We start from the raw sequence: 25665 nt of genomic DNA on the forward strand, positions 1-25665 counted from the left end.
TTTAGCTTTAATATAATGCATGGATTGGCTTCAATTGCACTACATAATATCAGTTTATAACTGATGATAAATCTTAAGGTTACTAAATAATAGTACTTAGAAAATTTAAGAATTTAACATATAAAAAATACAACTAACCACTAACCACTAACCACTAACTCTTCCTTAGACGCAAAACTTAACATAGACGTAAGTTGATACTATTTTCCACAGGTATCCGCCGTTTGGTAGACTTGAAATCTGAAATAGGTTTCACAGAACAACGTAATACCAAGCAATTGAGAGGGCAGAGTTTGTGGAAAATACACTTGGGTTAGAAATTATTGAGGTTGTTGAGCAAGCCGCCATTGCCTCCTCCCGTTGGATGGGGAAAGGTGAGAAGAACACTGCTGACCAAGTGGCTGTAGAAGCTATGCGGGAACGGATGAATAAGATTTATATGCGCGGTCGCATCGTGATTGGTGAAGGCGAACGCGATGAAGCTCCCATGCTTTACATTGGTGAAGAAGTTGGTATCTGTACTCGTGAGGATGCTAAAGATTTTTGCAACCCCGATGAATTAATTGAAATTGACATTGCTGTTGACCCCTGCGAAGGCACTAACCTAGTTGCTTACGGTCAAAACGGCTCAATGGCAGTGTTGGCAATTTCTGAAAAAGGCGGTTTATTTGCTGCACCTGACTTCTATATGAAGAAGTTAGCAGCGCCACCTCAAGCTCGCGGTCATGTTGATATTAACAAGTCTGCCACTCAGAACCTCAAAATTCTATCCGAGTGCCTAGAGCGTTCCATAGAGGAATTGGTAGTGGTAGTGATGGATCGTCCCCGCCACAAGGAACTCATTGAAGAAATCCGTCAAGCAGGGTCTAGAGTAAGGCTAATTAGCGATGGGGACGTTTCTGCAGCCATTTCCTGCGCCTTCGCTGGTACTAACATTCATGCACTCATGGGTATTGGTGCTGCGCCTGAAGGTGTTATTTCCGCAGCTGCGTTACGTTGTTTGGGTGGGCATTTCCAAGGACAACTGATTTACGATCCAGAAGTCGTAAAAACTGGTTTGATTGGAGAAAGCAGAGAAGGTAACATTGCACGACTCAAGGAAATGGGTATTACAGACCCAGATCGCTCTTACAATGCTGATGAATTGGCTTCTGGTCAAACCGTGCTGTTTGCTGCTTGCGGTATTACCCCAGGAACCCTCATGGATGGTGTTCGCTTCTTCCACGGTGGCGCTAGAACTCAAAGCTTGGTTATTTCCAGCCAGTCCCGCACCGCCCGGTTTGTCGATACAATCCATTTGTTTGACGAGCCAAAAACTTTGCAATTGAGATAGTTATTAGCTAATGGTTAGTCGTTAGTGGTTAGTGGTTAGTAGAAAATTCTATTAACTACTAACCACTAACCACTAACCACTATCAAACATAACAAAAAGCACATAAAAAATGACAACTATGCATATAGCAGTAGTGGGGTTAAGCCATAAAACAGCCCCTGTTGAAGTTCGGGAAAAGTTGAGTATTCCAGAACCACAAATTGAAAGCGCAACCGGGCAGTTGCTAAACTATCCCCATATTGAAGAAGTCGCAATACTAAGCACTTGTAATCGTCTGGAAATCTATATCGTTACCCAAGAAACAGAACAGGGTATTCGTGAGGTGACTCAATTTCTCTCCGAACATAGCAAATTGCTGGTACCTTCTTTGCGTCAACATTTGTTTGTCTTGCTGCATCAAGATGCTGTGATGCATATACTGCGTGTTGCGGCTGGATTGGATAGCCTCGTTCTTGGAGAAGGTCAAATTCTGGCTCAGGTGAAGAATACTCACAAACTAGGACAGCAATATCAGAGTATTAAAACAATTTTGAATCGATTATTCAAACAAGCCCTTACCGCAGGTAAGCGAGTTCGTAGCGAAACGAGTATTGGTACGGGCGCAGTTTCAATTAGTTCGGCTGCTGTTGAATTGGCACAAATGAAGTTGGACAACTTAGCAGCTTGTCAAGTGGCAATTCTTGGCGCTGGTAAAATGTCACGGTTGCTGGTACAACACTTAATATCTAAAGGGACTGATAGAATTTGTATTTTAAATCGCTCTCTCGGACGTGCTGAGGAATTGGCAAAGCAGTTCCCTGAAGAATCTATCAGAACTTGCTTGCTTACGGAAATGACTGCAGTCATTTCCGAATGCGATTTGGTGTTTACAAGTACATCAGCAACGGAACCCATTCTTGACCGTGCTAAGTTAGAAATGGTTTTAGAACCTAATCGTTGTTTGATGCTGATTGATATTTCTGTACCTCGCAATGTCCATGCAAATGTCAATGAAATGACAAACGTACAGGCGTTTAATGTGGATGATTTAAAGGCAGTTGTAGCACAAAACCAAGAAAGTCGCCGCAGAATGGCTCAAGAAGCGGAGGGATTGTTGGAACAAGAAGCAGAAGCTTTTGATGTTTGGTGGCGATCACTCGAAACAGTAACAACTATCAGTTGTTTGCGTGATAAAATAGAGACTATTCGCGAACAAGAGTTAGAGAAAGCTTTATCGAGATTGGGTTCAGAATTCGCTGAGAAACATCAAGAGGTGATTGAAGCTTTAACGCGAGGTATTGTTAACAAAATTTTACACGATCCAATGGTACAGTTACGAGCACAACAAGATGTTGAGGCAAGACGACGCTGTATGCAAACTTTGCAAATGCTGTTTAATTTGGATGTAGAAGAATTGTTTAGCTAAAAGTTGTTAGTTGATAGTTGATAGTGGTTAGTTGATAGTTGATAGTTGATAGTTGTGATAATGATCGTAAAACCGCTAACTACTAACCACTAACCACTAACCACTAACCAAAATCATATGAATCATATTTTTAAACCGATTGTTTTTCTGTTGGGATTGTGGCTGTGTTTTGATTTAGTATGCCATTTAACAGCAGAAATTTTGTGGTTTGGTGAGGTTAGATATTTCAGAGAATTTTGGGTGCGTTTGGCAACTCAACTCGGTTTGTGGGCGATCGCTTTCTTCTCTTCAATTAGTTTTTTACTTGGCAATTTAACCGTAGCCTCTCGTCTAAAATATTCTCATGAAAAACCGGGAGTCATTGTAAAAACTTTCTCCTCTTCCTCCCCTCCCCCTCTCTCCCCCGCTTCCACTCTCCCCCTACGCTTTTTATTGCCACTGGTTATAATCTTGAGCGTGGTAGTAGGGTCGATACTGATTTTTTACAGTCAAAGGGTTTTGGATTTTTGGCAACCACATATTAAATTGCCCAGTACTCCCCTGCAATTGTCACCTTGGTTAAAGCAGATAGCACAGCAATTTAGTATCCAGCAATTATCTGTTCCACCTATACAATTGGGATTGCTGCTCGTTTTAACAATTGCAGTTCTATGGCATAACGAGTTTTGGTTAAGAGCAATTGCTGTACTTATAAGTTTATTATTAGGGTTCCTTTTATCGGGACAGTGGGATAAGGTTTTACTGTCTTTTCATCTCGTCCGTTTTAACCGTGTCGAACCGTTATTTCAGCAGGATATTAGTTTTTATGTATTCTCGCTTCCTATTTGGGAACTGTTAGTCTTTTGGCTTTTGGGATTGTTTCTTTTTAGCTTAGCTGCAGTTGCTTTAACTTACCTTTGTTCGGGAAATAGCCTCAGTGAAGGTCAGTTTCGTGGGTTTTCTGTATCGCAACGACTCCATTTAAATGCTTTAAGTAGCTTGTTTATGTTCGGGATTGCTTTATATTACTGGTTGGAGCGGTACAAGCTTTTGTATTCGACTCGTGGTGTCAACTACGGGGCAAGCTACACTGATGTTAAGGTACTGTTGCCGATAAATACGGGGTTAAGTCTTTTGGCAGTTGCGATCGCAGTTTATTTTATGATACGAGCGATCGTTTTGTCAAAGACAACAAAAGCGCATTTCAATCCTATTCCCTACCCGATTCATCTCATCTACGCGTTAGGATTGTATGTTCTTGTGGTAGCAATTTCTGGAGAAATTTTGCCATCAGCCATACAACGGTTGGCAGTTCAACCAAATGAGCTAATCCGCGAACGTCCCTATATTGAGCGTACTATAGCCCTGACGCGAGAAGGATTTAATTTAAACACTGTAGAAGCAAAAACTTTCGATCCGCGAGGTCAACTCACAACGACTGATTTGCAAGAAAACAATCTCACAATTCGCAATATTCGTCTTTGGGATACGCGTCCTCTTTTAGAGAGTAACCGCCAGTTGCAACAAATCCGACCTTACTACAAGTTTCCTGGTGCTGATATTGACCGCTACACTCTCAAGCGAGATACGACAACTGAAAAGCAACAGACAATCATAGCAGCGAGGGAACTAGATTATAGCAATGTTCCCCAACAAGCACAAACCTGGGTAAACAAACATCTCATCTACACTCATGGCTATGGTTTTACACTCAGTCCTGTGAATCTTGTCAGTGCAGGTGGATTGCCTTATTACTACGTCAAAGATATTGGGGTTGATGAAACAGGGAACCAAGGTTCGTTACAGATATCGAGTGAATCAATTCGGGCTAGCCTTCCGGTCGGACAACCGCGCATTTATTATGGTGAAATTACTGACACTTATGTGATGACTGGGACAAGAACTCAAGAGTTAGACTATCCCAGTGGTAATGATAATGTGTACAACGTTTATGATGGACGTGGAGGTATTGGAATCAGTCAAATGTGGCAACGCTTGCTATTTGCCGAATATTTGAAAGATTGGCAGATGCTGCTGACGAATAATTTTACCCCGCAAACAAAGCTATTGTTTCGCCGTAACATCAAAAAACGCGTACAAGCCATTGCTCCTTTTTTACGTTATGACAGAGACCCTTATCTAGTTGCGGCTGATGGGGGAGGAACAACTAGCAAAGGCAAAGAAACCGATCTGTACTGGATTTTGGATGCTTATACAATAAGCGATCGCTACCCTTATTCCGATCCGGGGAAAAATCAATTTAATTACATTCGCAATTCGGTCAAAGTCGTTATTGATGCCTACAACGGTTCTGTTAACTTTTTTGTGGCCGATCCAACAGACCCAATTATCAACGCTTTCAAAGCCATCTTCCCTGGCTTATTAAAACCGTTAGATGCAATGCCGATAACCCTTCGCAATCACATCCGCTATCCTGTTGACCTTTTCAACACTCAATCAGAACGATTGCTAACTTATCACATGACCGATCCCCAAGTATTCTACAATCGAGAAGACCTGTGGCAAATTCCCAACGAAATTTACGGTAGCAAACCGCAACAGGTAGAACCTTACTATCTCATTACAGCACTGCCGCAAGCAGAATCAGAAGAATTTATCTTACTGCTACCCTTCAAACCCACACAAAGGGCAAATCTGATTGCTTGGTTGGCGGCGCGTTCAGATGGGAAGGAATATGGCAAGTTATTGCTTTACGAATTTCCCAAGCAGCAGTTAGTTTACGGAATCGAACAAATTGAAGCTTTGATCAATCAAGACCCCGTCATTTCTCAGCAAATTTCCCTATGGAACCGTGAGGGTTCAAGGGCAATTCAAGGAAATTTATTGGTGATTCCCATTGAGCAATCTTTGCTTTACGTTGAGCCTCTATATTTAGAGGCAGAACAAAATAGTTTGCCAACGTTTGTTAGAGTGATTGTCGCTTATAACAACCGAATAGTGATGGCAGAAACTTTAGAACAAGCACTTGCTGCTATCTTTAAGCCAGATCGACCCACAACACCTGCGATTGTGCGTCCTGTACAGTGACCAACGACCAGTGACCGCTCGATAATTCGTGGCGAAATGTAAAGAACTACTTAAGAAAACTAAATATTCTTAGTAATTCGTAACAGAATTAACTTAACTCAAAAATCCTTAAGACAAGCTTTGTGCTGAGTCAAAGGAAAACAGCACCTTTACTTTGATGAAAAACTAATTAGATTTGCGTCTAATAACAGTATAACAAAAGATGAACAATGAGCAGTTTCAAATTCTGCTGCGCTTTTTGAAGGCGTTGGCAGATGAAAGCCGACTCAAAATTTTGGGTATCCTCGCGAATCAAGAGTGTAGTGTTGAAGAATTGGCGGTGCTCCTACAACTGAAGGAGCCAACCGTGTCACATCATCTTGCAAAACTGAAAGAGCTCAACTTAGTGACAATGCGTCCGGAGGGAAATGCTCATTTGTATCAGTTGAACAATCAAGCCTTGCAAAATATTGGCAAGGAGATTGCTAAGCCAGAGACAATAGCCTCTCTTGTTGAAGATGTGGATACCGAAGCATGGGAAAGCAAAGTTCTTAGCATATATATAGAAGGCGATCGCCTCAAAGAAATTCCCACAAGTCGTAAAAAACGCTTAGTCATTTTAAAGTGGTTGGCAAGCAAATTTGAGATAGGAGTGAATTACTCCGAAAAGACTATGAATCAAATTCTTCAGCACTACCATCCTGACTGCGCCACTTTACGCAGGGAATTAGTTGGTCACCAGTTAATGCAAAGAGAGAATGAAGTTTACCGCCGTTTTGTAGAAGAATAATAAAGTAGACCCTTCCATACTTACGTATGGAACAATACGGTTCAGATAAGACCAAAACCCTTATCAGAATTATCTGAATGACAATGTAGAGACGCGCCATGGCGCGTCTTTACACATCACTCTATAAAAATTTACAAATTCTTTGTGTAATTCATCAAAAATACACAAACAGATTGTCACTTAAATTGACAAACTATGGATTGAGAAGCTCAGTAGAAACCACATATCAATGTATTTGCTGCATTCAAAAAATTCTAGTTTTTAAGTGCAGCAGAAGGTTAAAGTTTTTAAAGGGTGCAGTTGTTCGGTGACCTAAGTAGTAGTCAAACAGGATACCAGCAGGTTTTTCTATGCTCAAAAAAATCATACTGCCTACCATTGTCATATCTGGTACGCTCTTTGCGTCATTTTTGTTGCTTTTAGCTATACAAGGGTCAAAACCAGTCAAAATCCAAGTAGAGGGTCAAGAAATTTACTATGGTGAACTGAAGGATGTTGTTTCTCCTGGAGTAGGAGCAGCATTTAGTTTAGGGTTGGGACTCGCGGGTGCATTAATGGTGGGATTGCAACACTCAGTACGTCAATCTTCCGAGTTGGAGAAAACGGTGGTCAACCTCCAACATCTGATAACAGAGAAAGATTCTCAAATTAAAGCTCTTCAACTTTCACCAGCTAATCCAATGCTTTCTAGATTGGGTTGGTTTCTAGATGAAGAAAGCCAGACTCCAACAAAAGCGCCTAGTGAAGCGACCACAGTCATCTATGACAGACAAGCTGCATCACCCGTTGCTCCTGAAAGTAAAGAGGGAGTGACTGCTACACGGGAAAGGACTCAACCATTAGTGATTACTCATTCAACTCATGAGACTCAGCCTGTAACAGTGAATCAGTTATCAGTCCAAACGGCTATTTCTGCATTTCCTTCAGCTCAATCGGCTTTGGGGTTAATACACAAAGGTAATAAGGCGTCTGTCAGTTGAGGTTTCATGACCCTCACCGCTTCTAAAAACCTACGCATATCTAGGAATAAATCCGTAAATATGGGCAAGTCCAACTCCACGGTATAAGTTTGCTCAATTAGAAGCGCATTAGAGCTTGGTTCCCTTGCCCCGTGGCTCAGGTTCCTTGACCACTAATTCCCAGTTAGAGATACCGTTAAAGTAGGTACGAGACTTAAAGTGTATATTGATTTGTTTTGAGTGGTTCACAAGCCCCAGAACGAGCTTTTTAACCTTCATGGTTAACTAGGCGTTACTGTCGGATGTGTTTAGCCACCACGAATACAGTATCACAGAATATCTCAGCAATTCTACAGGATTTGCCCAGATATGCAGAGTTTTTAGTGAACAGCAGTCAACCCCCAACCCCCTCTCCCACTGGGCGAGGGGGCTTTTTAGTTGCTGACCGATCGCTGGTCACTGATCGCTGGTTACTGGTCACTGCTCACTGGTTACTGGTCACTGCTCACTGGTAGCAATAACCAATTTGGTCTTGATTCTCTATCCATCCCGTCTCTCCTTCAGGAAAATCATATCTTGCTGGCATTGGAGTTTTGTAAAGGTCAATTTCTATCCAGATTAAATCTCTATTCCTATAAGAACTAACACTGCCATCTTGTCTTAATCTCACCATTACCATTTGTCCGCTTCTAACAGTTGCAATTGGTGTATAGTTCTTATCAGGTTCAGGATAAACTTCATATTGTTCGTTTTCTATCCCTCTGATTCTCCTGCAAGATATGGCAATAGGTTGCTTCCTATTACCAGGGTCTTTGGATGAATCACAAAAATCCAGTACTTTTGTTTGGATATATCCGTATTTTTCTGATTCTGGTTCCAAGACTGCAATAAGTTGAAGACCTTTTCGAGGGGATTCTTGTAGCAAGACTCGACCGCCTTTATAAACGGTGCCAATTTGCTGTGATGTTGTTGTGCGCTGTGTAAACAGAGGAGTATCTGTTGTTGTAGAACGACACCCAAATTCAGGAGGTGAATCTATCTGTTTGGGGCTAGCTTCTACCTGAGTCAATGAAGTGGAACTCCAAAGGATGGAAACAATGAGAATAATTTTTGAAGCTTTATGAGAAATCATAACCTGTGAATTTGGTAGTGCCTCGAAAATTTTGGATAATCTTAGTTAAATTTTCTTTCAATGGCAATGTCAATAGGTAACATTTTTGTCATTGGTCACTGGTCACTGGTCACTGGTTAGCACGACTGAACCTGAAAAAAATCACCCTCGAAGGTACTCTTTTCTATCTGTGTTGCTTGTAGGGAACTCTGAAGTCTGTTTTATAAGTCTTAAAAAATCTCCTTCACATAAAAAACCTTCTACTTATGCCTGCTATCATTCAGTACCCTACTCAGCAACCCACTTTACAGTTTGGTGCCTTCGGTCAAATTGTTAAAAAAATGCAGAAAGCTTTGAACCAAAGACTCGTTCCATTGGACACTGTATCAGCTTATCCCATGTCAGTTTCCACAACAGGCTACTTTGACCGACAAACTCAAAATGCTGTGAAGTATTTGCAGTGTCTTGCTTTTTTAACTGTGGATGGAATTGTAGGAGAACAAACGTGGAATTATCTGTATAAAGGAGCTGATAGCTTACCAGAACTCAATGTCGGCAGTCATGGACGTATAGTGAAAGCAGTTCAAGAAGCACTCAAAGCAGGTGGCTATTATTATGGAACTGTCGATGGTGTTTTTGAGGTGAAAACTGAGAACGCAGTTCGGGCATTTCAAGCAGAGCATTATTTGGTTAGTAATGGCATAATTGAATCACGAACTTGGCGCGTGTTGAGTAAGCTTGAAGTTCATGCTTGTCGCTGTAACATTAATGCGTTTAGCAGTCAATAGCACAAATATTGTAGAGACTGAGCATAACTAGTCTCTACAAAGAAATCAGGTTTTTGGAATTGCAATTTTGCTGGTCTTCCAATCCAAAATCCAAAATCCAAAATCCAAAATCCAAAATTTCTTTTAAGCCGATTTGCCCAAGTAAGCTTCTAAAACTTTTGAATTGTTTTGAATTTCCTCTGGTGTGCCATCAGCGAGATTTTTCCCTTCTGCAAGCACCCAAACCCGATCGCACAAGGACATGATGACATCCATGTTATGCTCAATAATGAGAAATGTCATGCCCGCCTCGTTCCAAGAATGGATGCGATCGCAAATTTCATCAATCAATCTAGGATTGACTCCGGCGGCTGGTTCATCTAGCAAAATTAACTTGGGATTGGTCATCAGTGCTCTTCCCATTTCTAGCAGCTTGCGCTGTCCTCCAGACAAACTCCCTGCGTAGTTCTGTGCTTTTTGTGCCAACCCCACAGATTCTAAAAGAAGCATAGCTCTTTCTTTGAGAACATTTTGTTCTTGAGCAATTTTGTGTTGTTGGAATTGCACTTGCCAGAAATTTTCGCCCGTTTGTTTTTGCGCTGCTAATAGCATATTTTCCAGCACTGACAATCGCGACAGTGTTCTGGCTACCTGAAAAGTTCGTACCATACCAGCACAGGCAATTTGATATGGCTGCAAGTGGTGAATGGGTTCTCCATCAAAAATCACCCGTCCTTTATCTGGGCGGATAAAGTTTGAGAGTAAGTTAAATAAAGTTGTTTTGCCAGCACCGTTAGGACCAATTAAGCCAGTGATACCACCAGTGGCTACGTGAATTTCCGCATTATCGACTGCTCGAATACCGCCAAAACTTTTACAAAGCCCAGTGGCTGATAGTAATGAAATTTGGGATGGCTCTTTATTTACCAAGGGTAAGTTCCTCCTTTTTCCCTAAGATACCTTGAGGACGCCAAATCATCAGTACCATCAAAAGTAGACCGATAATCATGATACGAAGCGCACTCAATTGGTCTGAATTTAGGGGGATAATTCTATCTAAATTGCGCGTACCTTCATAGTAAATAAAGTAAATGACCGCGCCAAGGATGGTGCCAAGATTATTACCAGAACCGCCAAGAATAACCATAATCCACGCGTTAAAAGTTTCTTGCGGTTCAAAATTATTGGGGTAAATTGCAGCAAGTTGCCATGCAATAAAAGCACCGGAAATTCCTGCGATCGCACCTCCTAACATGAGGGATTGGACTTTATACCAGAAAACGTTTTTTCCCAGTGCTTTGGGAATCTCTTCATCTTCGCGGATGGCTTTGAGGATGCGACCCCAAGGCGATCGCACTAAAATTTCCAACCGCCAGAATACAACAGCTAAAACTATAAGTGATAGCAGCATCAGACCTGCTTTTGGGTCGTAATCATACAATTTTATAACACCAGAAATATAAATGGATACTATTAACAGTAATAAGAAAATTCCTATGATGAGACGCGAGATGAATTCTGGTTTTTTAACTGTTCTTTGATTTGAATCGGGATGTGTAATTTGAGAAGCGCGAATCCAGCGCCATAACTGCCATAAACTGATAGCAGCGAGCAGGGTTAACAGCGCAATCATCAAAAGTTTGATAAATAGGTTGGGTGCAAGAGTTGCTAGAGGAATGGGATAACTTTGTACGCCAAAAGCACCCGGTCTCCATTGGTCGCCCACAGGTAAATCCTGGTTATTGACCACCAATCGAATCAGTTCGCCAACACCAATAGTCACAATTGCCAGGTAATCTTCCCGCAACCGCAGCGTTGAGAAACCGATGATTAATCCCAACAGCGCAGCCACAAAAGATCCAATCAGCGCTGAGAGGATAATGGGGATACCCTTAAGGGTTAACAGTATAGTGGTGTAAGCGCCTAGTGTCATAAAGGCGACATGACCAAAGTTAATCAAACCTGTAATACCCCACTGTAAGTTCAGTCCCAAACTGAACAAAGCAAATATTGACGTGGAAATTGTCAGAAAAATTAGGTATTCTGCCATAGGAAGTGATTGAAGATTGGGGATTGATTATTTTACCGTTATAAAAGACTTACCCAAAGTTACCCAAGGCTAGACATTTTTCGTCATTGGTCTAGCTGAACTTTGATGCTTAATTCCTGCTTCACTCTGGCGGTGTCGGCACGCAACCAGTCCACAGGCTCACACTGCCTAACTAGCAGCAACGGACGAATAGTTTCTCAGGTTGATGGCGGCGTTTAAATCTCGATTCAAACTAACACCACATTCACAGTTGAATACTCTGTCTTTCAAGGAAAGTTCTTTTTTAACTGTTCCACAATTGGAGCACGTCTTAGAACTAGGAAACCATCTATCAGCAATTACAAGTTTAGAACCATATAGCTCGCACTTGTAAGTTAACTGTCTACGAAACTCAAAGAATCCCATGTCTTGAATACTTGCTGCTAGTTTGTGGTTAGCCATCATGCCAGACACATTTAAGTCCTCAATAACTATTACGCCGTGGTTTTTAGCTAATAGTGTAGTCAACTTGTGTAATGTATCTTTTCGGATGTTGGCAATTTGGGAATGCAGTCTAGCTACTTGCACATTCGCTTTTTTCCAGTTAGCTGAACCTTTAACTTTATGGCGCTTCAACCATTGCATTCGGGATAACTTGTCTTTGTATTGCTTGTAGGATTTGGCTCCTTCAATAATCTCTCCTGTAGACAATGTTGCCAAGTTCAAAACACCAAGGTCAACGCCTACAATACTGTCTGAAGTCGATTCTTCTTGTTCCACGTCAAATCTGAATGATATAAACCATTTGTCAGCTTCACGACTGATTGTCACCGACTTTGGTTGAAATTGAGGTGAAGGAACTTTATTGGGAGACTTTTTCTTTTTTCGAGGACAATGCGTTGGCAGACACTCGTAAGTTTTTAGGACTCCAAGTTTAGGAACTTGAATTTTATGGCTTCCAAGTATCTTGACAGCGCCTTCCAAAGTAAAATTATCGTGCTGTCCCTTCTTTTTGAACTGTGGAACTCCTTTCTTTTTTTCAAAACAATACTTCCAGGCAATTCTCAACGCTCTCAGAGCTTCTTGCGGTGTAGACTTAGAACATTCGTAATACCAAAGGCATTCAGGTTTTACTAATGCGACTAACCATTTATGTAAGTCAATGGCAGTCGGAAACTTGATTTTCTCTGTGGGATTTGCTTTGTTCCAATCAAGGATTTGCTTGGTTAATCCTAATCCCCAGTTCCATGCATGACGTGCCACACCACAATGTTTTAGTAACTCTGTTCGCTGTTGGTTATTTAATTTCAATTCTGTCTTAAAACCTAACAGCATTTACTTCACTCCATTTACAACTTGAGTCATACCATCAATTAATTTCTGGTTTTTCTTGCTACGTGAACCATCAAGACGTGCTGAAAATACAGTAATAAGTTCAATCATGTCTTGGACTAACTCTTGCTCAAATGTGACTTCTTCATTGGTTTTATTAATCATGACCACTTCAGTCTCAAACTCTTCACACATAGCAAATACAAGCTCAGCACCAAATCTTAACAACCTATCTTTGTGAGTCAGTACTAATCTGGCTACATCTCCTTGCACCCCGGCGTTTGAGAAGTCTTTGAAGACCTTTTTTTTGGTAGTTCAGACCGCTTCCTAAGTCTTGAATGGTTTCAAACTGCCAACCATTAGCACTGCTGAAAGCTTCTAAAACTTGCGCTTGACGAACTAAATCTTCTTTCTGGTCATGGCTTGAAACACGAGCATAGTTAATGGTTATACGTTCATCTAGTTGCTTTAAATCTCTAGGCGTAATGCGCTTAATATCAGCCAGAAAAAACCTTCTTTGACCTGTAGGCGAACGTTCACTCTTTATCTTTCCTGAGTCAGCCCAACGTCTCAAGGTCTTTGTGGAGACGCCTAATTCTTTTGATGCATCTCCAATACTAATCGTCACTTCTGATGTACTCTCCATATCGATTCCACTGATATAGACTACCCCTCTATAGTTCCCCATTCCGGAAAGAATGTCAATGGTTGTCCAAAGATTTGGTTACAGTTCGTCCCCCTATTCCCCACTCCCTACTCCCTACTCCCCAATTTGTTAAGCATTGCCATTGTTATGGGAACACTATAATGGACTGTGGTTGGGGTGAAACATATGAATTTACTGCGGATTAGGATACATCATTTAATTGAGCAGTTAGCTGATGAGGATTTGGAGAGCTTTTGGAGTTCGGTTCACGCAATGCATTGTGACTTTTATATGTTTAAAGCTATACAAGAAGTCAAGCGATCGCAGCAACCTTGGGATACTCTAACCCATGAAGAAGCGTTGCGACTGTTGATTTTTTCATAAAATGTCATGACCAGTGACCAGTGACCAGTGACCAGTGACCAGTGACCAATGACCAATGACCAATGACCAATGACAAATGACAAGTGAGTAATGATTTGTGAGAATGGAAGTGCGCTATGCGAGGTCTTTTTTAAAAGATCTTAAGAGTTTAGAACCTGCGGCGTACCAGCGGGTCTATGATTTTGTTTTTATTGAATTTGCTACAAAAGGGATGCTGCACTGTTTGCCAGAGATGCGACAGATTGACGGCGAGGGGATTTTTTACCGTTTTACTGTAGATGATTATTTGATAGGATTAGAGGTTAAAGGGGAAATTGTCAAGTTCCTAAGGGTCATACCTATGCCAGATGTTTAAGCCTATAAAGTTGAGCCAACACTTAAAACTGTATAAGAGAGACCGAGGAACGAGAGCACCTTGGCTTAAACTTGTTTGTGAAAATCACTTTACTTGAGATTTCTCTATGGACGCTACGGCACTTTGGCAGCGATACCAGCAATGGTTGTATTTCCATGAAGGATTAGGCTTGTACTTAGATGTTAGCCGGATGCGCTTTGACGATGCCTTCATCGAGAAGTTACAGCCGAAGTTTGAAAAAGCTTTTGCGGATATGGCGGAACTTGAGAAGGGTGCGATCGCCAATCCAGATGAAGACCGGATGGTTGGGCATTATTGGCTGAGAAATCCGGATTTAGCCCCTTATCCAGAGCTAACCCAAGAAATTGTAGATACAATCGAGCAAATCGAGGATTTTGCTGAGAAAATCCACACAGGTGGAATTCATCCCCCAAAAGCTCCCCGCTTCACCGATATTATCTCTATTGGCATAGGTGGTTCTGCCTTAGGTCCTGAATTCGTTGCAGAAGCCTTAGCCCCAGACTTCCCACCACTGGCAATTCACTTTATTGATAATGCCGATCCAGCAGGAATTGACCGCATCTTAACTCAAGTCAGAAATCGTCTAGCTAGTACATTGGTGCTAGTAATTTCCAAATCTGGGGGAACTCCAGAACCCCGCAACGGCATGCTCGAAGTCAAAAAAGCTTACGCCGGACAAAATTTGGACTTTACCCAGTATGCGATCGCCATCACCATGCCAGGGAGTAAGCTAGACGAACAAGCAAAATCCGAAAACTGGCTGGCTAGATTCCCCATGTTTGACTGGGTAGGAGGACGAACTTCTGAAATGTCGGCGGTAGGGCTTGTACCAGCAGCATTGCAAGGAATTGATATTCAAACAATGCTAGAGGGTGCAAAAGAGATGGACGATGCTACCCGAGTTCCCGATTTGAAAAAGAATCCAGCTGCATTGTTAGCATTGTCTTGGTACGTTGCTGGCAATGGACGCGGAGAAAAAGACATGGTTGTTCTACCTTATAAGGACAGCTTGCTTTTATTCAGTCGCTACTTGCAACAGCTAGTGATGGAATCCTTGGGTAAAGAAAAGGACTTGGAAGGAAATATCGTCCACCAAGGTATAGCAGTTTATGGTAACAAAGGTTCCACCGACCAACACGCCTATGTTCAACAGTTGCGTGACGGTGTACCAAACTTCTTTGTTACGTTTATTGAAGTTTTGGAAGACCGCAAAGGTTCATCTCCAGAATTAGAACCCGGAATCACAGCAGGCGATTACTTATCTGGTTTCCTCCAAGGAACTCGCCAAGCACTGCATGAAAACCAGAGGGATTCGATTACAATCACCATTCCTCAAGTTAATGCGCGTACAGTGGGTGCGTTGATTGCGTTATACGATCGCGCTGTTGGTTATTATGCTAGCTTAGTTGGCATTAACGCCTATCATCAACCAGGGGTAGAAGCTGGTAAAAAAGCAGCTGCTACAATTCTTGAATTGCAAAAACGAGTTGTGGAAGTCCTGCAAAACGAAAAAGCAGCCCTTTCTGTAGAAGAAATAGCACGATTAGCAGGTGCATCCGACCAAGTTGAAGCCATTTACAAGATTTTGCGGCATTTACACATGAACCAGCGTGGTGTAGTGCTAGAAGGTAACCTTGGTGAACCTAGTAGTTTAAAAGTTTCTCTCGCCTAGTACTTGACTACATTAATTGCGCTCGGTTACTAGAACCCTGACTTCTTGAAGAAGTCGGGGTTCTAAACTATCATTCACTGACATTGGAAGCATTACATATCACATCTTGTGCATTTTTTGTTGCCAAAGTCACATTTTTTTAATGTAGAGCATCTAAGATTGAAGGTAAAGTTTCAATCTTAGATGCTCTTTTAGGATATATGAGTAAATACCGGGGGATAGAAATCCGCAAACTGGAATCCAGCAAAGGCGGAATGGTGGAGTTTTTTACAGCACAAGCCAGTGATGAAACTATGCTGGTACAGGTTCCACCCAATACAATAGATGATTTATTTGTTCATAAAACACATACTGACCAGCTACTAGTAGTAAAAGGGAAGTTTGTCATTGTCAGTTTGCTTAACAAGCAGTATCAGTATATTCCTTTAAGTGAAGACCATCCTGTTATAGTTGTCATTCCACCAGGTGTTTTACATGGAGCAATAAATTTAAGTTCGGAACCTGTTGTTTTGGTGAATGCTTTATTGCGTCACAAGCCACCTATTGAACGAGATTATGTTCCGCAAAAGCGACCCTTTTCTTATGATTTGGAAGCAGCAAAAGCAGCGTTGAGAAACTTAGAGGAGAGGAAACAAGTAGGTAGTTTGGTGTAAATTGCCCTCACCCCCAACCCCCTCTCCCATTGGGAGAGGGGGCTTTTTAAGCTTTCTTCGTAGTAAGGCGGGCGAGGACGCCAACCCCACTTATAGTTTGGTTATTGGTAGGTTTGCAAGTTTTTAAAGTAGTATTAGAATACTACTCTAAAATGAATTTAACACTATGAGTGAAACAACATCACAAAAACCTGCACGTCGTCGAGGAAGAATATTTCCTGAAATTACCATACTACCAGAGGAACTAGCTAAGCGGAAGGCAGAAGATGAAGTATTTTATCAACGGTGCTGGTCAATTTTTGAGCGAGTACGTTCCGAACTCATAGAGCACTACTCTGGCTGGTACATAGCTGTTGAGCCAGATAGCGGTGATTATTTCATTGATGAAGATAAAGAAACTGCTACCAAGAAAGCTCGTCAGAAGCATCCAAACTCTGTTCATTTTATGTTCTGCCTAAATGAAACTGGAGCTACAGGCAGAATATGATTCAAGGTATGTTTGGTGAACAAGGACAACTATTTTTTGAAATTGAATTGCTTACTACAGATGGTTTGAATTTGCCTGTGGATGTCATGTTGGACACTGGTTTCACAGGCTTTCTAGCAATTAACAAACAAGATTTGGATAGCCTTGATTGGTCTTTTCTACGTAAAGAAAAAATGCAACCTGCAAAGGGAGAATCAAGGTTTGATATTTACGTAGGCAAAGTACTATTAGATGGACAAGAATATGAAGTTCCTGTTTGTGCAGGTGAAGAACTGACAGAAGTTTTATTGGGTTCAGAGTGGCTAAAGATTCTACCGTTAACGGCTAATTATCAAGCAGGAATACTGACTTTGGGATAAAGAAAGGTAATGCATCTACTTGTTCGTTAACAGTAAGATAGATTTTGTTAACTCTGCGATCGCAGGAATGAACCACAGTAGATGCAGAGGTAAAAAGAATGATAACTAGGGTTAGGGTTAAACCGCTCCGAGCAGTATTGGAAGTCTTGTTGATTTTTTAAGTTACTATTAGAATGGTACTCTAAAATCAATTTAACATTATGAGTGAACCAACATCACAACAACCCGCACGTCGTCGAGGAAGATTATTCCCAGAACGGACTTTATCTCCAGAAGAACTAGCCAGACAGAAAGCGGAACGAGAAGTATTTCATAAACGTTGTCGGGCAATTTTTGAAAGAGTACGTCCCGAACTGATTGATAAATACTATGACTGGTACATAGCTGTTGAACCAGATAGTGGAGATTATTTTATAGATCGAGATAAAGAAGTAGCAAGCCTGAAAGCACGCCAAAAGTACCCAAATGCTATCCACTGTATGTTTTGCTTAAATGAAGTTGGAGCTACTGGCAGAATATGATGCAGGGGACATTTGGTAACAAAGGAGAGCTATTTTTTGAAATTGAATTAATTACTGCTGATGGATTAAATTTGCCTGTGGATGTTATGTTAGATACTGGTTTCACTGGCTTTATTGCTATTAACAAACAGGATATAGACGCTCTTGAATGGGGTTTTATTCGTGAGGAAGAAATGCGAACAGCACAGGGAGAAACCCTTTTTGACATTTATTTTGGTAAAGTGCTGTTAGATGGACAAGAGTATGAAATACCTGTTTTTGTAGGTGAAAAACTGACAGAAGTTTTGTTGGGTTCAGAGTGGCTAAAGATTCTACCGTTAACGGCTAATTATCAAGCGGGAATACTGACGTTGGGATAAAGAAAGGCAATGCATCTACTTGTTCGCTAACAGTCAGAGAAATTTTGTTAATGCGATCGTAGGAATAGATATTTTTACTATAAATATACTTTGCCAAAGCGCGATCGTGTAATATGCAATTTATTATTATGATAGTAAATTGGGCTAAGAAACAAAATCCAACTATTTTTAGGTTTGGTTAAGTTTCGCTATCGCTCTACCCAACCTACGGGACTTTTTGTATCAACCCTAACTCAACAGATCAGCTGTGTCGAGAAATTTTTGAGCAAGTACGTTCTAAATTGATTGAGCAACACTATGGTTGGTATATTGCAATTGAGCCAAAGAGTGGTGACTATTTTATTGATTTCAATAAAATGCGAGCACATCAAAAAGCACTTCACAAATACCCCAATGGCGACCACTTTGTATAATGTATCTACGCTTGAAATTCCACCTTGTTGTAAACATCTGCTAAGGAAATCTCAAACGGAATTGAAGTGAAACTTATACTTTCATCTTCTTCGTCATATTCACAAAGCGACCATCGTTTCTTTGCGGTTTTAGAATATTGTTCAATATAAATTCGAGTTTGGTCAACTAAAATATATTCAACAAATGAAGGAATAGTCCTATAAGCTTCAAATTTTCCTTTTTGATCGTAACCTTTTGTTGAATCAGATAAAACTTCAATAATTACTGAAGGGTTAGTTACTGTATCGGTGCGCTGATTAAAATATTCCGGTGCATCTGCTATTACCATCACATCTGGGTAAGTGTAAATTCTCTTTTGCTGTATCCACAAGCGCACATCACCCATGAAAATTCGATAATTCTCTCTCTTAAAAGCAAAATTTAATCCAGTACTGAAGTTCAGTGCTATTTGATTGTGATTAGTTGTTCCACCCGCCATAGGAATGATTAAACCGTCAATATACTCACTCTTGTACTCGGCAGTTTCTTCTCGTTGTAAATATTCTTCGGGCGAGTAGTATCGCTGTTCTTGGTAGGTTTGCATAGCTTTTCAAGACATTTTTACTATAAGAGTATTTTGCCAAAGCGCGATCGCGTCATATGCAATTTATTATTATGATAGTAAATTGGGCTAAGAAACAAAACCCAACTGGGTTTAAATTTGGTTGAGTTTCGCTATCGATCTACCCAACCTACGAAATTTTTTGTGTTAACCCTAACTCCACAGCATTGTAATATGACTGAAACAACATCGCAAAAACCTGCACGTCGTCGAGTCAGAATATTTCCCAATATTACCTTCTCCTCTCTTTAGCCTTGACAAAAAATATATCTTTTATCAATTGTTTTATGAGACTAGCTCTCTAGATCGTTCAATCTTACCTATTTCTTCCACGAATTAAGGATTCGTAGCTTGAATTTAACATATTTAATAAGCTTCTAAGCAGATTGAGGAGGCTGATATTTTTTTACTACCCGCTCTCTCAATTGCTCTTGGAAACTACGGGCAGTTTCTTCGATTTCTTCTTGTGATAGCACATCTTCAAGTCGTTCGGACAAAAGTTCTAACAATTTCCTATGATCGATATAACAATTTGTGCTGGCAAGAAACTCTCCTAAATTTGCACCCCAATCAAAACCCGCGCCAATGTCGCAGTTTGCCTCTTCTTCAATTTGTGCCATTGCTCTTGCGTGTTCTTCACTAATCTTAAATTCCATAACCTCTCTCCTATTATGTCATTAATTATACTATTGCTACTTAAAAATCTACTTCATCTAACAAGGATGGACGACGACTATACCACTCAAAATAAGTCAAATTCTCCTTTGCCTCATCTCTACCACAATCATTCATATTCATCTTTCGATAAAAAGGGTCTGCATCCGGTAATGCATGAAGTCCCACTAATCCACCATATCCCAGTTCTTCACTGCGAAATCGAGCAAATTGCAGTAGCGTACTTCCAATTGATCGATACTTAACCGGCTTTTGTAGTGTAGGGCGATTCCACGGAGCCGTCGCTAATGAGTGAACATAGACAATTTGCCGATTTTCGTCAAACCAAGAGCGATGTCCACAAGTTTCAATCAGCATTAAGCCTTGAGTCATTTGTTCATACTCAATGACAAATCCTTCATATCTGACACTAGATAAATACACTCGGTTCTTCATTTCTCAGTCCCAAAACCGAGCCTCTGCGGTTGAAGCCCGCAATCGTTCTTTCCAAAAAGTTCCAAAATCATCCAAGTGCTTTTGCGTTAAGGTTACGAGCAGTGCTGAAACTACTCGCTCCTCTCGTACACAGATAATCGGGACTTCATATCGAACAGACACTCCTCACCTCATCAAGACACATCTCTTAAGCAACCCTACGTAGCAGTGTTGAAATTCATTGCTACTCGGACTATAAGGTAGTTGCGATTATCGGTACGTCTCGCAAAAGTAAAAGCGATCGCAACGCTTGTTAGAACCATCTTGGATTATAGTAGCTTACACTTACGGAGGTGCTTGCCTTGTCGGACAAGCTGCAAAGCGGCAAGCCATCACAAACCCTCAAAACACCTTTGACTCGGTTATGCGCTTTATTGGTCGAAAGTATGATGAAGTTACCGAGCAGGCTAAAGAAGTCTCCTATAAGGTTTTGCGGGATACTCAGGGCAAGGTAAAGATTAACTGTCCAGTTTTAGGTCAGCAATTTACACCGGAAGAAATCTTAGCTCAGATTTTGCGTAAGTTAGCAGATGATGCTACCCAATATCTAGATGCACAAGTTACCCAAATTGTACTTACAGTTCCAGCTTACTTTAATGAGATACAACGTCACGCTGTCAAAGAAGCTAGTCGTTTTGCTGGGTTGGAGGTGTTACGGATTATCCCTAACCCCACAGCAGCAGCAATGGCTTATGGTCGAGACAAAGAAAATGATGAAACTATTGTAGTTTTTGACCTAGGCGGCGGTCACCTGAGTGTTTCAATTTTAGAAATTGGGAGTGGAGTCTTTGAAGTTTTGTCCTATTCCGGAGATACTCAACTGGGGGGAAATGACTTTGACCAAAAAATCATTGACTGGGTTGCTCAAGAATTTAAACACCTTGATGGTAAAGCTCTTCGTTATTACAAACAAGCTTGGCAGAGATTAAGAGAAGCAGCAGAAAAAGCAAAAATTGAACTTTCCAGTACCACACAAACGACTATTGATTTGCCTTGGATGACGAATACAACATCTGCTTTCAGAAATATACATCTAAAGGTAACGTTGACCCGACAAAAGTTTGAGCAGTTTTGCGCTGATTTAGTTAACCGCTGCCGTGTAAGCGTGGAAAATGCTCTTAGAGATTCCCACCTAGACAAAAGTGACATTGATAAAGTGATTTTAGTAGGAGGGTCTACCCGTATTCCTGCTGTTCAACAATTCTTGCAGCAGTTTTTTGCTAAAGAACCTAAGCAGGGATTAAATATTGATGAATTGGTAGCTCTTGGAGCATCTGTAGAAGCTGGAGTTTTAGCTGGAAATATTACAGGTATTCTCTTACTTGATGCGACACCACTATCTTTGGGAATTGAAATTAAGGGTGGTGTAATGTGCAAAATTCTTCCCCGCAACACCACTACTCCTACTAAAAAATCAGAAGTTTTTTCGACTGCTACTGATGGGCAAACCTCTGTAGAGATCCATGTGCTTCAAGGAGAAGCAGAACTAGCTAGCAATAACAATAGCTTAGGTATTTTACGCTTGGATGGTATTTCCCCATCTCTTCAGGGAGTAGCGCAAATTGAGGTGATTTTTGACATTGATGCAAATGGAGTACTAACTGTCATTGCTAAGGACAAAAACACTGGAAAAGAACAATCTATAACCATTGCTGAAGCTTTTGCTTCATCTCAAGAGCATCAAAAGTATAAGGGAAGCCTAGCTTTAGGGATGCTTGACGTTGTTAGTATGGTTAGTACAATTGCAAATGTATGTAATCCCTTCTCATAATTGCCTACAGTATGAATACCAACTCATAACGTTTTCGCAGTTTATCTGATAGAAATTGAAAAGTTAGCCTACGAACTGGGCTATTGCTGGATGATGATGCTTGTCGTCAATAAGATGTCTGATGGTGCAGGAGAAGAAGAGGAATTAATTACTAACTATCGCCATAGTATAGCATCAGCACTTGAGCCTTACAGTCTTGATGAATTTTCACTTTGTTTTATCGATGCCAAAGATTACTGTGAGGGAGTAGACGAGAAAGATGAATTTTTAACTGAAATTAGTCGCTTCCAAACTTTAATCGACTCACTCAACTCTTTTGTACAGCGTCGTGATTTCTTTGCTCGTTTCGATACACTAGTCCGAATTGCCGTAAGTTATGTTGATGAAGCTCAATTGAGCTTGACACGGGACTCTAACAAAGACTCCGCTTTCTTTGAATTACTTAACCGTCTCTCGCGTACAGTACGGCAAGAACGCGATCGCCTCCGAACAAAAGTTCGAGGAATTGCGCTACGGTTATCAGCAGCCATCGCAAATGAGGGCATAGTTCTAGCCAGGGCAGTAGGAAGTAATGTAGATATTGAAGCTTTGGCGAAACAAGCTGAAAGTAATGTGCAAAATTTCTGTGAAAAAGTAAAAGTAGAAATGGAAGAGGCTGTTAAGGAAGCCGTAGAATTGCTTCAAGAAGAAGTTAAAAAGGTGCTTAACAGTGATTTAGCTCAAGCTTTTGTTGCTCGTTTGGAACTAAACCAAACAGTCTCTGCTCAAAATGTAGATTCTAGCGTAGAAGTAAACCAAACAGTCTCTGCCCGAAATGTAGAGTCGGACGTAGATGTGGAACGATTAAGGGAGCAAGTAAAGATGCTCCAAGATATTGGTGAGCAAGTAGGGGTTGGGATAACTAAATTAGCGACAAAAACAGGAGCAAAATCTACAGAGCAAGTGTTTTTACGTGCAACTAACGCAGCAGGAAGTGTTATGCATAAGGGTGTTTATACTGTTGGAAAGTTTTTAGGCTTTAACTTCAAGCCTTGGCAGGCAGTAAATATTGCTAAAGGCATAGGTAACGTTGCCAAGTTTCTTGGTCCTATTCTGTCGGTAGGTATGTTAGCAATGGACGTGTATGCCAAGGAACAAGAAGAAGAACAAGATAAGAAATTGGCTGATGCACGACGCGAAATTACGAGCCAGTTTATCGCAGTAGCAAAAGACATTGAAAGTCAGATTGAAGTGCAACTTAGAGAAGTTGAAGCACAAATTTATAGAGAAATTGAAAAGCGAATTACCTCAGCGCGTCAAAACGAAGAAGAAGCGATCGCCTCTTCAAACCAATGGGTAGGAGAAATTGCGGCACTCCGTAAAGAATTTTCTCAAATGCTGTGTGAAATAAATAACTCAAGCGATGTAAGCAAGCTACTTGACTAAGCACCTTCTCCACCAATAACATAATGCAGTCGAATGCCGTTGACCTGCACTCTAGCATGACAAAAGGTTTTGAAGAACATTGCAGCATCAAAGGACGCGTGGGGATCGATCGCCAATGGTGCGATCAATGCCGGAGTACGAACTTGTTGCTCAGCCTTCATTAGTATGTTACCTCAACGGTGTAAAGTGCTGGGTTAGCTTCGATTGGTAGGTGTTTCTCGCCCGGTTCGTGCTGTGCTAATGCTGCATGATAGGCTTCTGGGCTTTCCCAATGGGCGATATTAATGAACTGAAATTTTCCATTCGGATCAAGACAACGATGTAGCTTGGTATCAATAAAGCCTGGTGCTTGTTGCATATATACAGCCGTTTCGTGCCAGGTTTTAAGAAATGTTTCTTCCATATCCTTGGATACGACAAAAGCATTAATGAGGACAACTGGTGATGTCATTAGGAGATCTCCTTGGGTTCAGCTTTGATAAGTTTATAGGTGATGAAATCTTTATCTGTAAAGGTTTACTTTATCCTTCAAACAATGCCGCCATTTGCCCGAATATGCTGTCCCGTTATCCAGCGTGCGTCCTCTGAAACCAGCATAGCGACTACATCAGCAATATCAGCTGGCTGTCCAAGCCGCGCAAGTGGTGTTTGTGCAATCAACTGCTCGACCTGTGCTTGCTCCAAGACCAAACCGTCGGTGCCTGTTACTCCCGGAGACACAGTATTCACAGTAATTCCACGAACACCCAGTTCTTTTGCTAGTCCTGCACTAAATTGCTCGATCGCTGCCTTACTACCCGCATAGGCACCTCCTGCTGGAATCGCCATTACTGTACCACTAGTAGAAATACTGATAATCCGACCTCCATCTGCCATATGCTTTGCTGCTTCTTGGAGAGCAAAGTAAACGCCTCTGGTGATATCAAACATACTATTATATTCTTCTTCGGTCATCTCAGCAGTGGGTTTGAAAATATTTGTGCCAGCAGCATTGTTTACCAGTATGTCTAACTTGCCGAAACGATCTAGTGTTTTTTGGAAGAGGCTGCGAACGTCTTCAATTTCTCTAACGTTGACTTGTACAGCAATCGCCTCTGAACCACTTGCCTTGATAGCTGAAACAACTTCCTCCGCCTTATCCTGACGTCCAGCGTAGGTGACGACCACTTTTGCTCCATCGCGTCCTAAACGTTCAGCGATCGCTCTTCCAATCCCGCGTGATGAACCCGTGACAATAGCAACTTTTCCTTGCAGTAACATAGCATTTGCTGCCCAATAGCAGATGATGGTTAAACAATTTCCAAGATATACTGCTACTGATTTTTTTGGAAGTACTTACTTTTTTGTAAGCACTCATGAATCCTTAAGGAGGCACAGATGCCAGAACAGACCGAAGGCACCGTGTTTGTGCAAACCACGCTTAAAGTTTTGGGTGGTAAGTGGAAGATTTTAATTTTGTGGCACTTGAAAGATCAACCAAGACGTTTCAGTGAACTCAAGCGTTTGATGCCTGAAATCACAGAGAAAATGCTAATACAACAACTTCGCGAACTGGAAAAAGATGAGATTGTGAATCGAAACGTTTATTCAGATGTGCCTCCTAAAGTTGAGTATTCGTTCACTGATTACGGTAGAAGTCTCGAATCGGTTTTAAGCGCACTCTGCAACTGGGGTGAGGAACATTTCAAACGGCTTAATCGGTAGTTACTGTAAACACCTTACGTCTTCGTCATCGCACACAAAAACATAATGAAGAGCAATATAGTAAAATGCAGAAAAAACAAAGGTACTAGCCAATGAATATTTCTCTAAATCCTGAACAGGAGGAATTCATAAAAACCCAACTTGAAAAAGGTAATTATACCAATGCTTCTGAGGTGATTAGTGCGGCTTTTAAACTATTAGAAGAAAATGTTCGACACCAAGAAAAGTTGCATCATAAAAATAATGAAAATCATATGGTACTAAATGATTTGGATGATACTATCATACAATATTTTCTGAAAATCAGTGAATTTGCGCTGAATGGATATTGGCTTGATAAAGAGGAAGACGAAGCTTGGAAAAACCTATAGAACACTTAACCAAGGGAGATGTAATTGTAATTAATTATCCT

The 25665-nt window shown here is 41.0% G+C and carries 30 protein-coding genes and 1 pseudogene; 19 read left to right on the top strand and 12 right to left on the bottom strand.

Features of this window, described 5'->3' with window-relative positions:
* Nucleotides 1-295: 295 nt before the first annotated feature.
* From glpX to WA1_RS39410, 6 genes are all read left to right on the top strand, one after another.
* A complete protein-coding gene (gene glpX / locus WA1_RS39385) occupies nucleotides 296-1333 on the top strand; it encodes a class II fructose-bisphosphatase (protein WP_017746106.1) in 1038 nt (345 codons plus the stop codon).
* A gap of 118 nt (nucleotides 1334-1451) precedes the next feature.
* Nucleotides 1452-2738, top strand: coding sequence for a glutamyl-tRNA reductase (locus tag WA1_RS39390; protein WP_026134963.1), 1287 nt, complete (start codon nucleotides 1452-1454; stop codon nucleotides 2736-2738).
* Nucleotides 2739-2855: 117 nt separating this feature from the next.
* Nucleotides 2856-5765 carry a UPF0182 family protein gene (locus WA1_RS39395; RefSeq protein WP_017746108.1) on the top strand — a complete coding sequence of 970 codons (2910 nt, stop codon included), beginning with the start codon at nucleotides 2856-2858 and terminating at the stop codon, nucleotides 5763-5765.
* 202 nt (nucleotides 5766-5967) lie between these two features.
* Nucleotides 5968-6534 (top strand): DUF2087 domain-containing protein, encoded by a 567-nt coding sequence (locus WA1_RS39400; RefSeq protein WP_017746109.1) that lies wholly within the window; start codon nucleotides 5968-5970, stop codon nucleotides 6532-6534.
* A gap of 350 nt (nucleotides 6535-6884) precedes the next feature.
* Nucleotides 6885-7514: a hypothetical protein gene (locus WA1_RS39405; RefSeq protein ID WP_017746110.1), complete on the top strand. Its 630-nt coding sequence runs from the start codon at nucleotides 6885-6887 to the stop codon at nucleotides 7512-7514.
* Between the two features lie 281 nt (nucleotides 7515-7795).
* Nucleotides 7796-8008, top strand: a complete 213-nt coding sequence (locus WA1_RS39410) for a hypothetical protein (protein WP_017746111.1) — start codon at nucleotides 7796-7798, stop codon at nucleotides 8006-8008.
* Here WA1_RS39410 and WA1_RS39415 read toward each other — a convergent pair.
* Nucleotides 7999-8625 carry a hypothetical protein gene (locus tag WA1_RS39415; protein ID WP_017746112.1) on the bottom strand — a complete coding sequence of 209 codons (627 nt, stop codon included), beginning with the start codon at nucleotides 8623-8625 and terminating at the stop codon, nucleotides 7999-8001. The two genes, WA1_RS39410 and WA1_RS39415, sit on opposite strands and share 10 nt — an antisense overlap.
* Before the next feature lie 245 nt (nucleotides 8626-8870).
* On the opposite strand from WA1_RS39415, the gene WA1_RS39420 reads away from it, so the two are divergent.
* The gene (locus WA1_RS39420) at nucleotides 8871-9392 is read left to right on the top strand and encodes a peptidoglycan-binding domain-containing protein (RefSeq protein ID WP_017746113.1); all 522 of its coding nucleotides are present in this window, start codon (nucleotides 8871-8873) and stop codon (nucleotides 9390-9392) included.
* Nucleotides 9393-9515: 123 nt separating this feature from the next.
* Here the strand turns inward: WA1_RS39420 and WA1_RS39425 are convergent, their stop codons facing one another.
* From WA1_RS39425 to WA1_RS39440, 4 genes and pseudogenes are all read right to left on the bottom strand, one after another.
* Entirely contained in the window at nucleotides 9516-10301 is a 786-nt protein-coding gene (locus WA1_RS39425; protein ID WP_017746114.1) for an ABC transporter ATP-binding protein, read from the bottom strand.
* Nucleotides 10291-11421 (bottom strand): branched-chain amino acid ABC transporter permease, encoded by a 1131-nt coding sequence (locus WA1_RS39430; protein ID WP_017746115.1) that lies wholly within the window; start codon nucleotides 11419-11421, stop codon nucleotides 10291-10293. The genes WA1_RS39425 and WA1_RS39430 overlap by 11 nt, the downstream gene beginning before the upstream one ends.
* A 168-nt stretch (nucleotides 11422-11589) precedes the next feature.
* Nucleotides 11590-12735 carry an RNA-guided endonuclease InsQ/TnpB family protein gene (locus WA1_RS39435; RefSeq protein WP_026134964.1) on the bottom strand — a complete coding sequence of 382 codons (1146 nt, stop codon included), beginning with the start codon at nucleotides 12733-12735 and terminating at the stop codon, nucleotides 11590-11592.
* A pseudogene (locus WA1_RS39440) lies at nucleotides 12736-13378 on the bottom strand (IS607 family transposase). It lies immediately after the preceding gene.
* Between the two features lie 186 nt (nucleotides 13379-13564).
* Between WA1_RS39440 and WA1_RS39445 the strand changes: the two are divergent.
* The 8 genes from WA1_RS39445 (at nucleotide 13565) to WA1_RS39480 (ending at nucleotide 18189) form a co-directional block, all read left to right on the top strand.
* Entirely contained in the window at nucleotides 13565-13762 is a 198-nt protein-coding gene (locus WA1_RS39445; RefSeq protein WP_017746116.1) for a hypothetical protein, read from the top strand.
* 103 nt (nucleotides 13763-13865) lie between these two features.
* Entirely contained in the window at nucleotides 13866-14117 is a 252-nt protein-coding gene (locus WA1_RS39450; protein ID WP_017746117.1) for a hypothetical protein, read from the top strand.
* A 106-nt stretch (nucleotides 14118-14223) separates the two neighbouring features.
* Nucleotides 14224-15810, top strand: coding sequence for a glucose-6-phosphate isomerase (locus tag WA1_RS39455; protein WP_017746118.1), 1587 nt, complete (start codon nucleotides 14224-14226; stop codon nucleotides 15808-15810).
* A 200-nt stretch (nucleotides 15811-16010) separates the two neighbouring features.
* The gene (locus tag WA1_RS39460; RefSeq protein WP_017746119.1) at nucleotides 16011-16463 is read left to right on the top strand and encodes a cupin domain-containing protein; all 453 of its coding nucleotides are present in this window, start codon (nucleotides 16011-16013) and stop codon (nucleotides 16461-16463) included.
* Nucleotides 16464-16629: 166 nt separating this feature from the next.
* Entirely contained in the window at nucleotides 16630-16950 is a 321-nt protein-coding gene (locus WA1_RS39465) for a hypothetical protein (RefSeq protein WP_017746120.1), read from the top strand.
* On the top strand, nucleotides 16947-17309 hold the full coding sequence (locus WA1_RS39470) for a hypothetical protein (RefSeq protein ID WP_017746121.1): 363 nt from the start codon (nucleotides 16947-16949) through the stop codon (nucleotides 17307-17309). The genes WA1_RS39465 and WA1_RS39470 overlap by 4 nt, the downstream gene beginning before the upstream one ends.
* Nucleotides 17310-17509: 200 nt before the next feature.
* Nucleotides 17510-17830: a hypothetical protein gene (locus tag WA1_RS39475; protein ID WP_017746122.1), complete on the top strand. Its 321-nt coding sequence runs from the start codon at nucleotides 17510-17512 to the stop codon at nucleotides 17828-17830.
* Entirely contained in the window at nucleotides 17827-18189 is a 363-nt protein-coding gene (locus tag WA1_RS39480; protein ID WP_026134965.1) for a hypothetical protein, read from the top strand. The genes WA1_RS39475 and WA1_RS39480 overlap by 4 nt, the downstream gene beginning before the upstream one ends.
* 418 nt (nucleotides 18190-18607) lie before the next feature.
* On the opposite strand, the gene WA1_RS39485 is transcribed toward WA1_RS39480, so the two are convergent.
* The 4 genes from WA1_RS39485 to WA1_RS58950 all read right to left on the bottom strand — a co-directional run bounded on the left by WA1_RS39485 (nucleotide 18608) and on the right by WA1_RS58950 (nucleotide 20476).
* Nucleotides 18608-19186: a Uma2 family endonuclease gene (locus WA1_RS39485; protein ID WP_017746125.1), complete on the bottom strand. Its 579-nt coding sequence runs from the start codon at nucleotides 19184-19186 to the stop codon at nucleotides 18608-18610.
* A gap of 395 nt (nucleotides 19187-19581) precedes the next feature.
* The gene (locus tag WA1_RS39490; protein ID WP_017746126.1) at nucleotides 19582-19860 is read right to left on the bottom strand and encodes a hypothetical protein; all 279 of its coding nucleotides are present in this window, start codon (nucleotides 19858-19860) and stop codon (nucleotides 19582-19584) included.
* Nucleotides 19861-19900: 40 nt separating this feature from the next.
* Nucleotides 19901-20314, bottom strand: coding sequence for a GNAT family N-acetyltransferase (locus tag WA1_RS39495; protein WP_017746127.1), 414 nt, complete (start codon nucleotides 20312-20314; stop codon nucleotides 19901-19903).
* Between the two features lie 3 nt (nucleotides 20315-20317).
* Entirely contained in the window at nucleotides 20318-20476 is a 159-nt protein-coding gene (locus WA1_RS58950; protein WP_201789153.1) for a hypothetical protein, read from the bottom strand.
* A 127-nt stretch (nucleotides 20477-20603) separates the two neighbouring features.
* Here WA1_RS58950 and dnaK point away from each other — a divergent pair, with 127 nt between their 5' ends.
* Both dnaK and WA1_RS39505 read left to right on the top strand, forming a co-directional pair.
* A complete protein-coding gene (gene dnaK / locus WA1_RS39500; RefSeq protein ID WP_017746128.1) occupies nucleotides 20604-22124 on the top strand; it encodes a molecular chaperone DnaK in 1521 nt (506 codons plus the stop codon).
* Between the two features lie 90 nt (nucleotides 22125-22214).
* On the top strand, nucleotides 22215-23549 hold the full coding sequence (locus WA1_RS39505; RefSeq protein WP_148662866.1) for a LeoA/HP0731 family dynamin-like GTPase: 1335 nt from the start codon (nucleotides 22215-22217) through the stop codon (nucleotides 23547-23549).
* Here WA1_RS39505 and WA1_RS57635 read toward each other — a convergent pair.
* The 3 genes from WA1_RS57635 to WA1_RS39515 all read right to left on the bottom strand — a co-directional run bounded on the left by WA1_RS57635 (nucleotide 23546) and on the right by WA1_RS39515 (nucleotide 24809).
* Complete coding sequence (locus tag WA1_RS57635; protein WP_017746130.1) at nucleotides 23546-23710, bottom strand: hypothetical protein; 165 nt, start codon at nucleotides 23708-23710, stop codon at nucleotides 23546-23548. The genes WA1_RS39505 and WA1_RS57635 overlap by 4 nt on opposite strands.
* Complete coding sequence (locus tag WA1_RS39510) at nucleotides 23710-24000, bottom strand: antibiotic biosynthesis monooxygenase family protein (protein WP_017746131.1); 291 nt, start codon at nucleotides 23998-24000, stop codon at nucleotides 23710-23712. Before WA1_RS39510 ends, WA1_RS57635 begins: the two co-directional genes overlap by 1 nt.
* Nucleotides 24001-24077: 77 nt before the next feature.
* Nucleotides 24078-24809, bottom strand: coding sequence for an SDR family oxidoreductase (locus WA1_RS39515; protein WP_017746132.1), 732 nt, complete (start codon nucleotides 24807-24809; stop codon nucleotides 24078-24080).
* 117 nt (nucleotides 24810-24926) lie between these two features.
* On the opposite strand from WA1_RS39515, the gene WA1_RS39520 reads away from it, so the two are divergent.
* Both WA1_RS39520 and WA1_RS39525 read left to right on the top strand, forming a co-directional pair.
* Nucleotides 24927-25253, top strand: a complete 327-nt coding sequence (locus WA1_RS39520) for a winged helix-turn-helix transcriptional regulator (protein WP_017746133.1) — start codon at nucleotides 24927-24929, stop codon at nucleotides 25251-25253.
* A 92-nt stretch (nucleotides 25254-25345) separates the two neighbouring features.
* Nucleotides 25346-25624 carry a ribbon-helix-helix domain-containing protein gene (locus tag WA1_RS39525; protein ID WP_017746134.1) on the top strand — a complete coding sequence of 93 codons (279 nt, stop codon included), beginning with the start codon at nucleotides 25346-25348 and terminating at the stop codon, nucleotides 25622-25624.
* Nucleotides 25625-25665 lie beyond the last annotated feature (41 nt).

It is taken from the genome of Scytonema hofmannii PCC 7110, from assembly GCF_000346485.2.
GTDB classification, from domain to species: Bacteria; Cyanobacteriota; Cyanobacteriia; order Cyanobacteriales; family Nostocaceae; genus Scytonema; species Scytonema hofmannii.

Excerpts from the sequence above, each read along its gene's own strand:
- WA1_RS39415 (WP_017746112.1), bottom strand. The coding sequence starts at position 8,625 with ATGATTTCTCATAAAGCTTCAAAAATTATTCTCATTGTTTCCATCCTT.
- WA1_RS39410 (WP_017746111.1), top strand. The coding sequence starts at position 7,796 with ATGTGTTTAGCCACCACGAATACAGTATCACAGAATATCTCAGCAATT.
- WA1_RS39455 (WP_017746118.1), top strand. The coding sequence starts at position 14,224 with ATGGACGCTACGGCACTTTGGCAGCGATACCAGCAATGGTTGTATTTC.
- WA1_RS39480 (WP_026134965.1), top strand. The coding sequence starts at position 17,827 with ATGATGCAGGGGACATTTGGTAACAAAGGAGAGCTATTTTTTGAAATT.
- WA1_RS39505 (WP_148662866.1), top strand. The coding sequence starts at position 22,215 with ATGATGATGCTTGTCGTCAATAAGATGTCTGATGGTGCAGGAGAAGAA.
- WA1_RS39460 (WP_017746119.1), top strand. The coding sequence starts at position 16,011 with ATGAGTAAATACCGGGGGATAGAAATCCGCAAACTGGAATCCAGCAAA.
- WA1_RS39445 (WP_017746116.1), top strand. The coding sequence starts at position 13,565 with ATGAATTTACTGCGGATTAGGATACATCATTTAATTGAGCAGTTAGCT.
- WA1_RS39450 (WP_017746117.1), top strand. The coding sequence starts at position 13,866 with ATGGAAGTGCGCTATGCGAGGTCTTTTTTAAAAGATCTTAAGAGTTTA.
- WA1_RS39400 (WP_017746109.1), top strand. The coding sequence starts at position 5,968 with ATGAACAATGAGCAGTTTCAAATTCTGCTGCGCTTTTTGAAGGCGTTG.
- WA1_RS57635 (WP_017746130.1), bottom strand. The coding sequence starts at position 23,710 with ATGAAGGCTGAGCAACAAGTTCGTACTCCGGCATTGATCGCACCATTG.
- WA1_RS39485 (WP_017746125.1), bottom strand. The coding sequence starts at position 19,186 with ATGCAAACCTACCAAGAACAGCGATACTACTCGCCCGAAGAATATTTA.
- WA1_RS39435 (WP_026134964.1), bottom strand. The coding sequence starts at position 12,735 with ATGCTGTTAGGTTTTAAGACAGAATTGAAATTAAATAACCAACAGCGA.
- WA1_RS39405 (WP_017746110.1), top strand. The coding sequence starts at position 6,885 with ATGCTCAAAAAAATCATACTGCCTACCATTGTCATATCTGGTACGCTC.
- WA1_RS39520 (WP_017746133.1), top strand. The coding sequence starts at position 24,927 with ATGCCAGAACAGACCGAAGGCACCGTGTTTGTGCAAACCACGCTTAAA.
- WA1_RS39510 (WP_017746131.1), bottom strand. The coding sequence starts at position 24,000 with ATGACATCACCAGTTGTCCTCATTAATGCTTTTGTCGTATCCAAGGAT.
- WA1_RS39470 (WP_017746121.1), top strand. The coding sequence starts at position 16,947 with ATGATTCAAGGTATGTTTGGTGAACAAGGACAACTATTTTTTGAAATT.
- WA1_RS39390 (WP_026134963.1), top strand. The coding sequence starts at position 1,452 with ATGCATATAGCAGTAGTGGGGTTAAGCCATAAAACAGCCCCTGTTGAA.
- WA1_RS39420 (WP_017746113.1), top strand. The coding sequence starts at position 8,871 with ATGCCTGCTATCATTCAGTACCCTACTCAGCAACCCACTTTACAGTTT.
- WA1_RS39430 (WP_017746115.1), bottom strand. The coding sequence starts at position 11,421 with ATGGCAGAATACCTAATTTTTCTGACAATTTCCACGTCAATATTTGCT.
- WA1_RS39525 (WP_017746134.1), top strand. The coding sequence starts at position 25,346 with ATGAATATTTCTCTAAATCCTGAACAGGAGGAATTCATAAAAACCCAA.
- WA1_RS39490 (WP_017746126.1), bottom strand. The coding sequence starts at position 19,860 with ATGGAATTTAAGATTAGTGAAGAACACGCAAGAGCAATGGCACAAATT.
- WA1_RS39475 (WP_017746122.1), top strand. The coding sequence starts at position 17,510 with ATGAGTGAACCAACATCACAACAACCCGCACGTCGTCGAGGAAGATTA.
- WA1_RS39495 (WP_017746127.1), bottom strand. The coding sequence starts at position 20,314 with ATGAAGAACCGAGTGTATTTATCTAGTGTCAGATATGAAGGATTTGTC.
- WA1_RS39515 (WP_017746132.1), bottom strand. The coding sequence starts at position 24,809 with ATGTTACTGCAAGGAAAAGTTGCTATTGTCACGGGTTCATCACGCGGG.
- WA1_RS39395 (WP_017746108.1), top strand. The coding sequence starts at position 2,856 with ATGAATCATATTTTTAAACCGATTGTTTTTCTGTTGGGATTGTGGCTG.
- WA1_RS39465 (WP_017746120.1), top strand. The coding sequence starts at position 16,630 with ATGAGTGAAACAACATCACAAAAACCTGCACGTCGTCGAGGAAGAATA.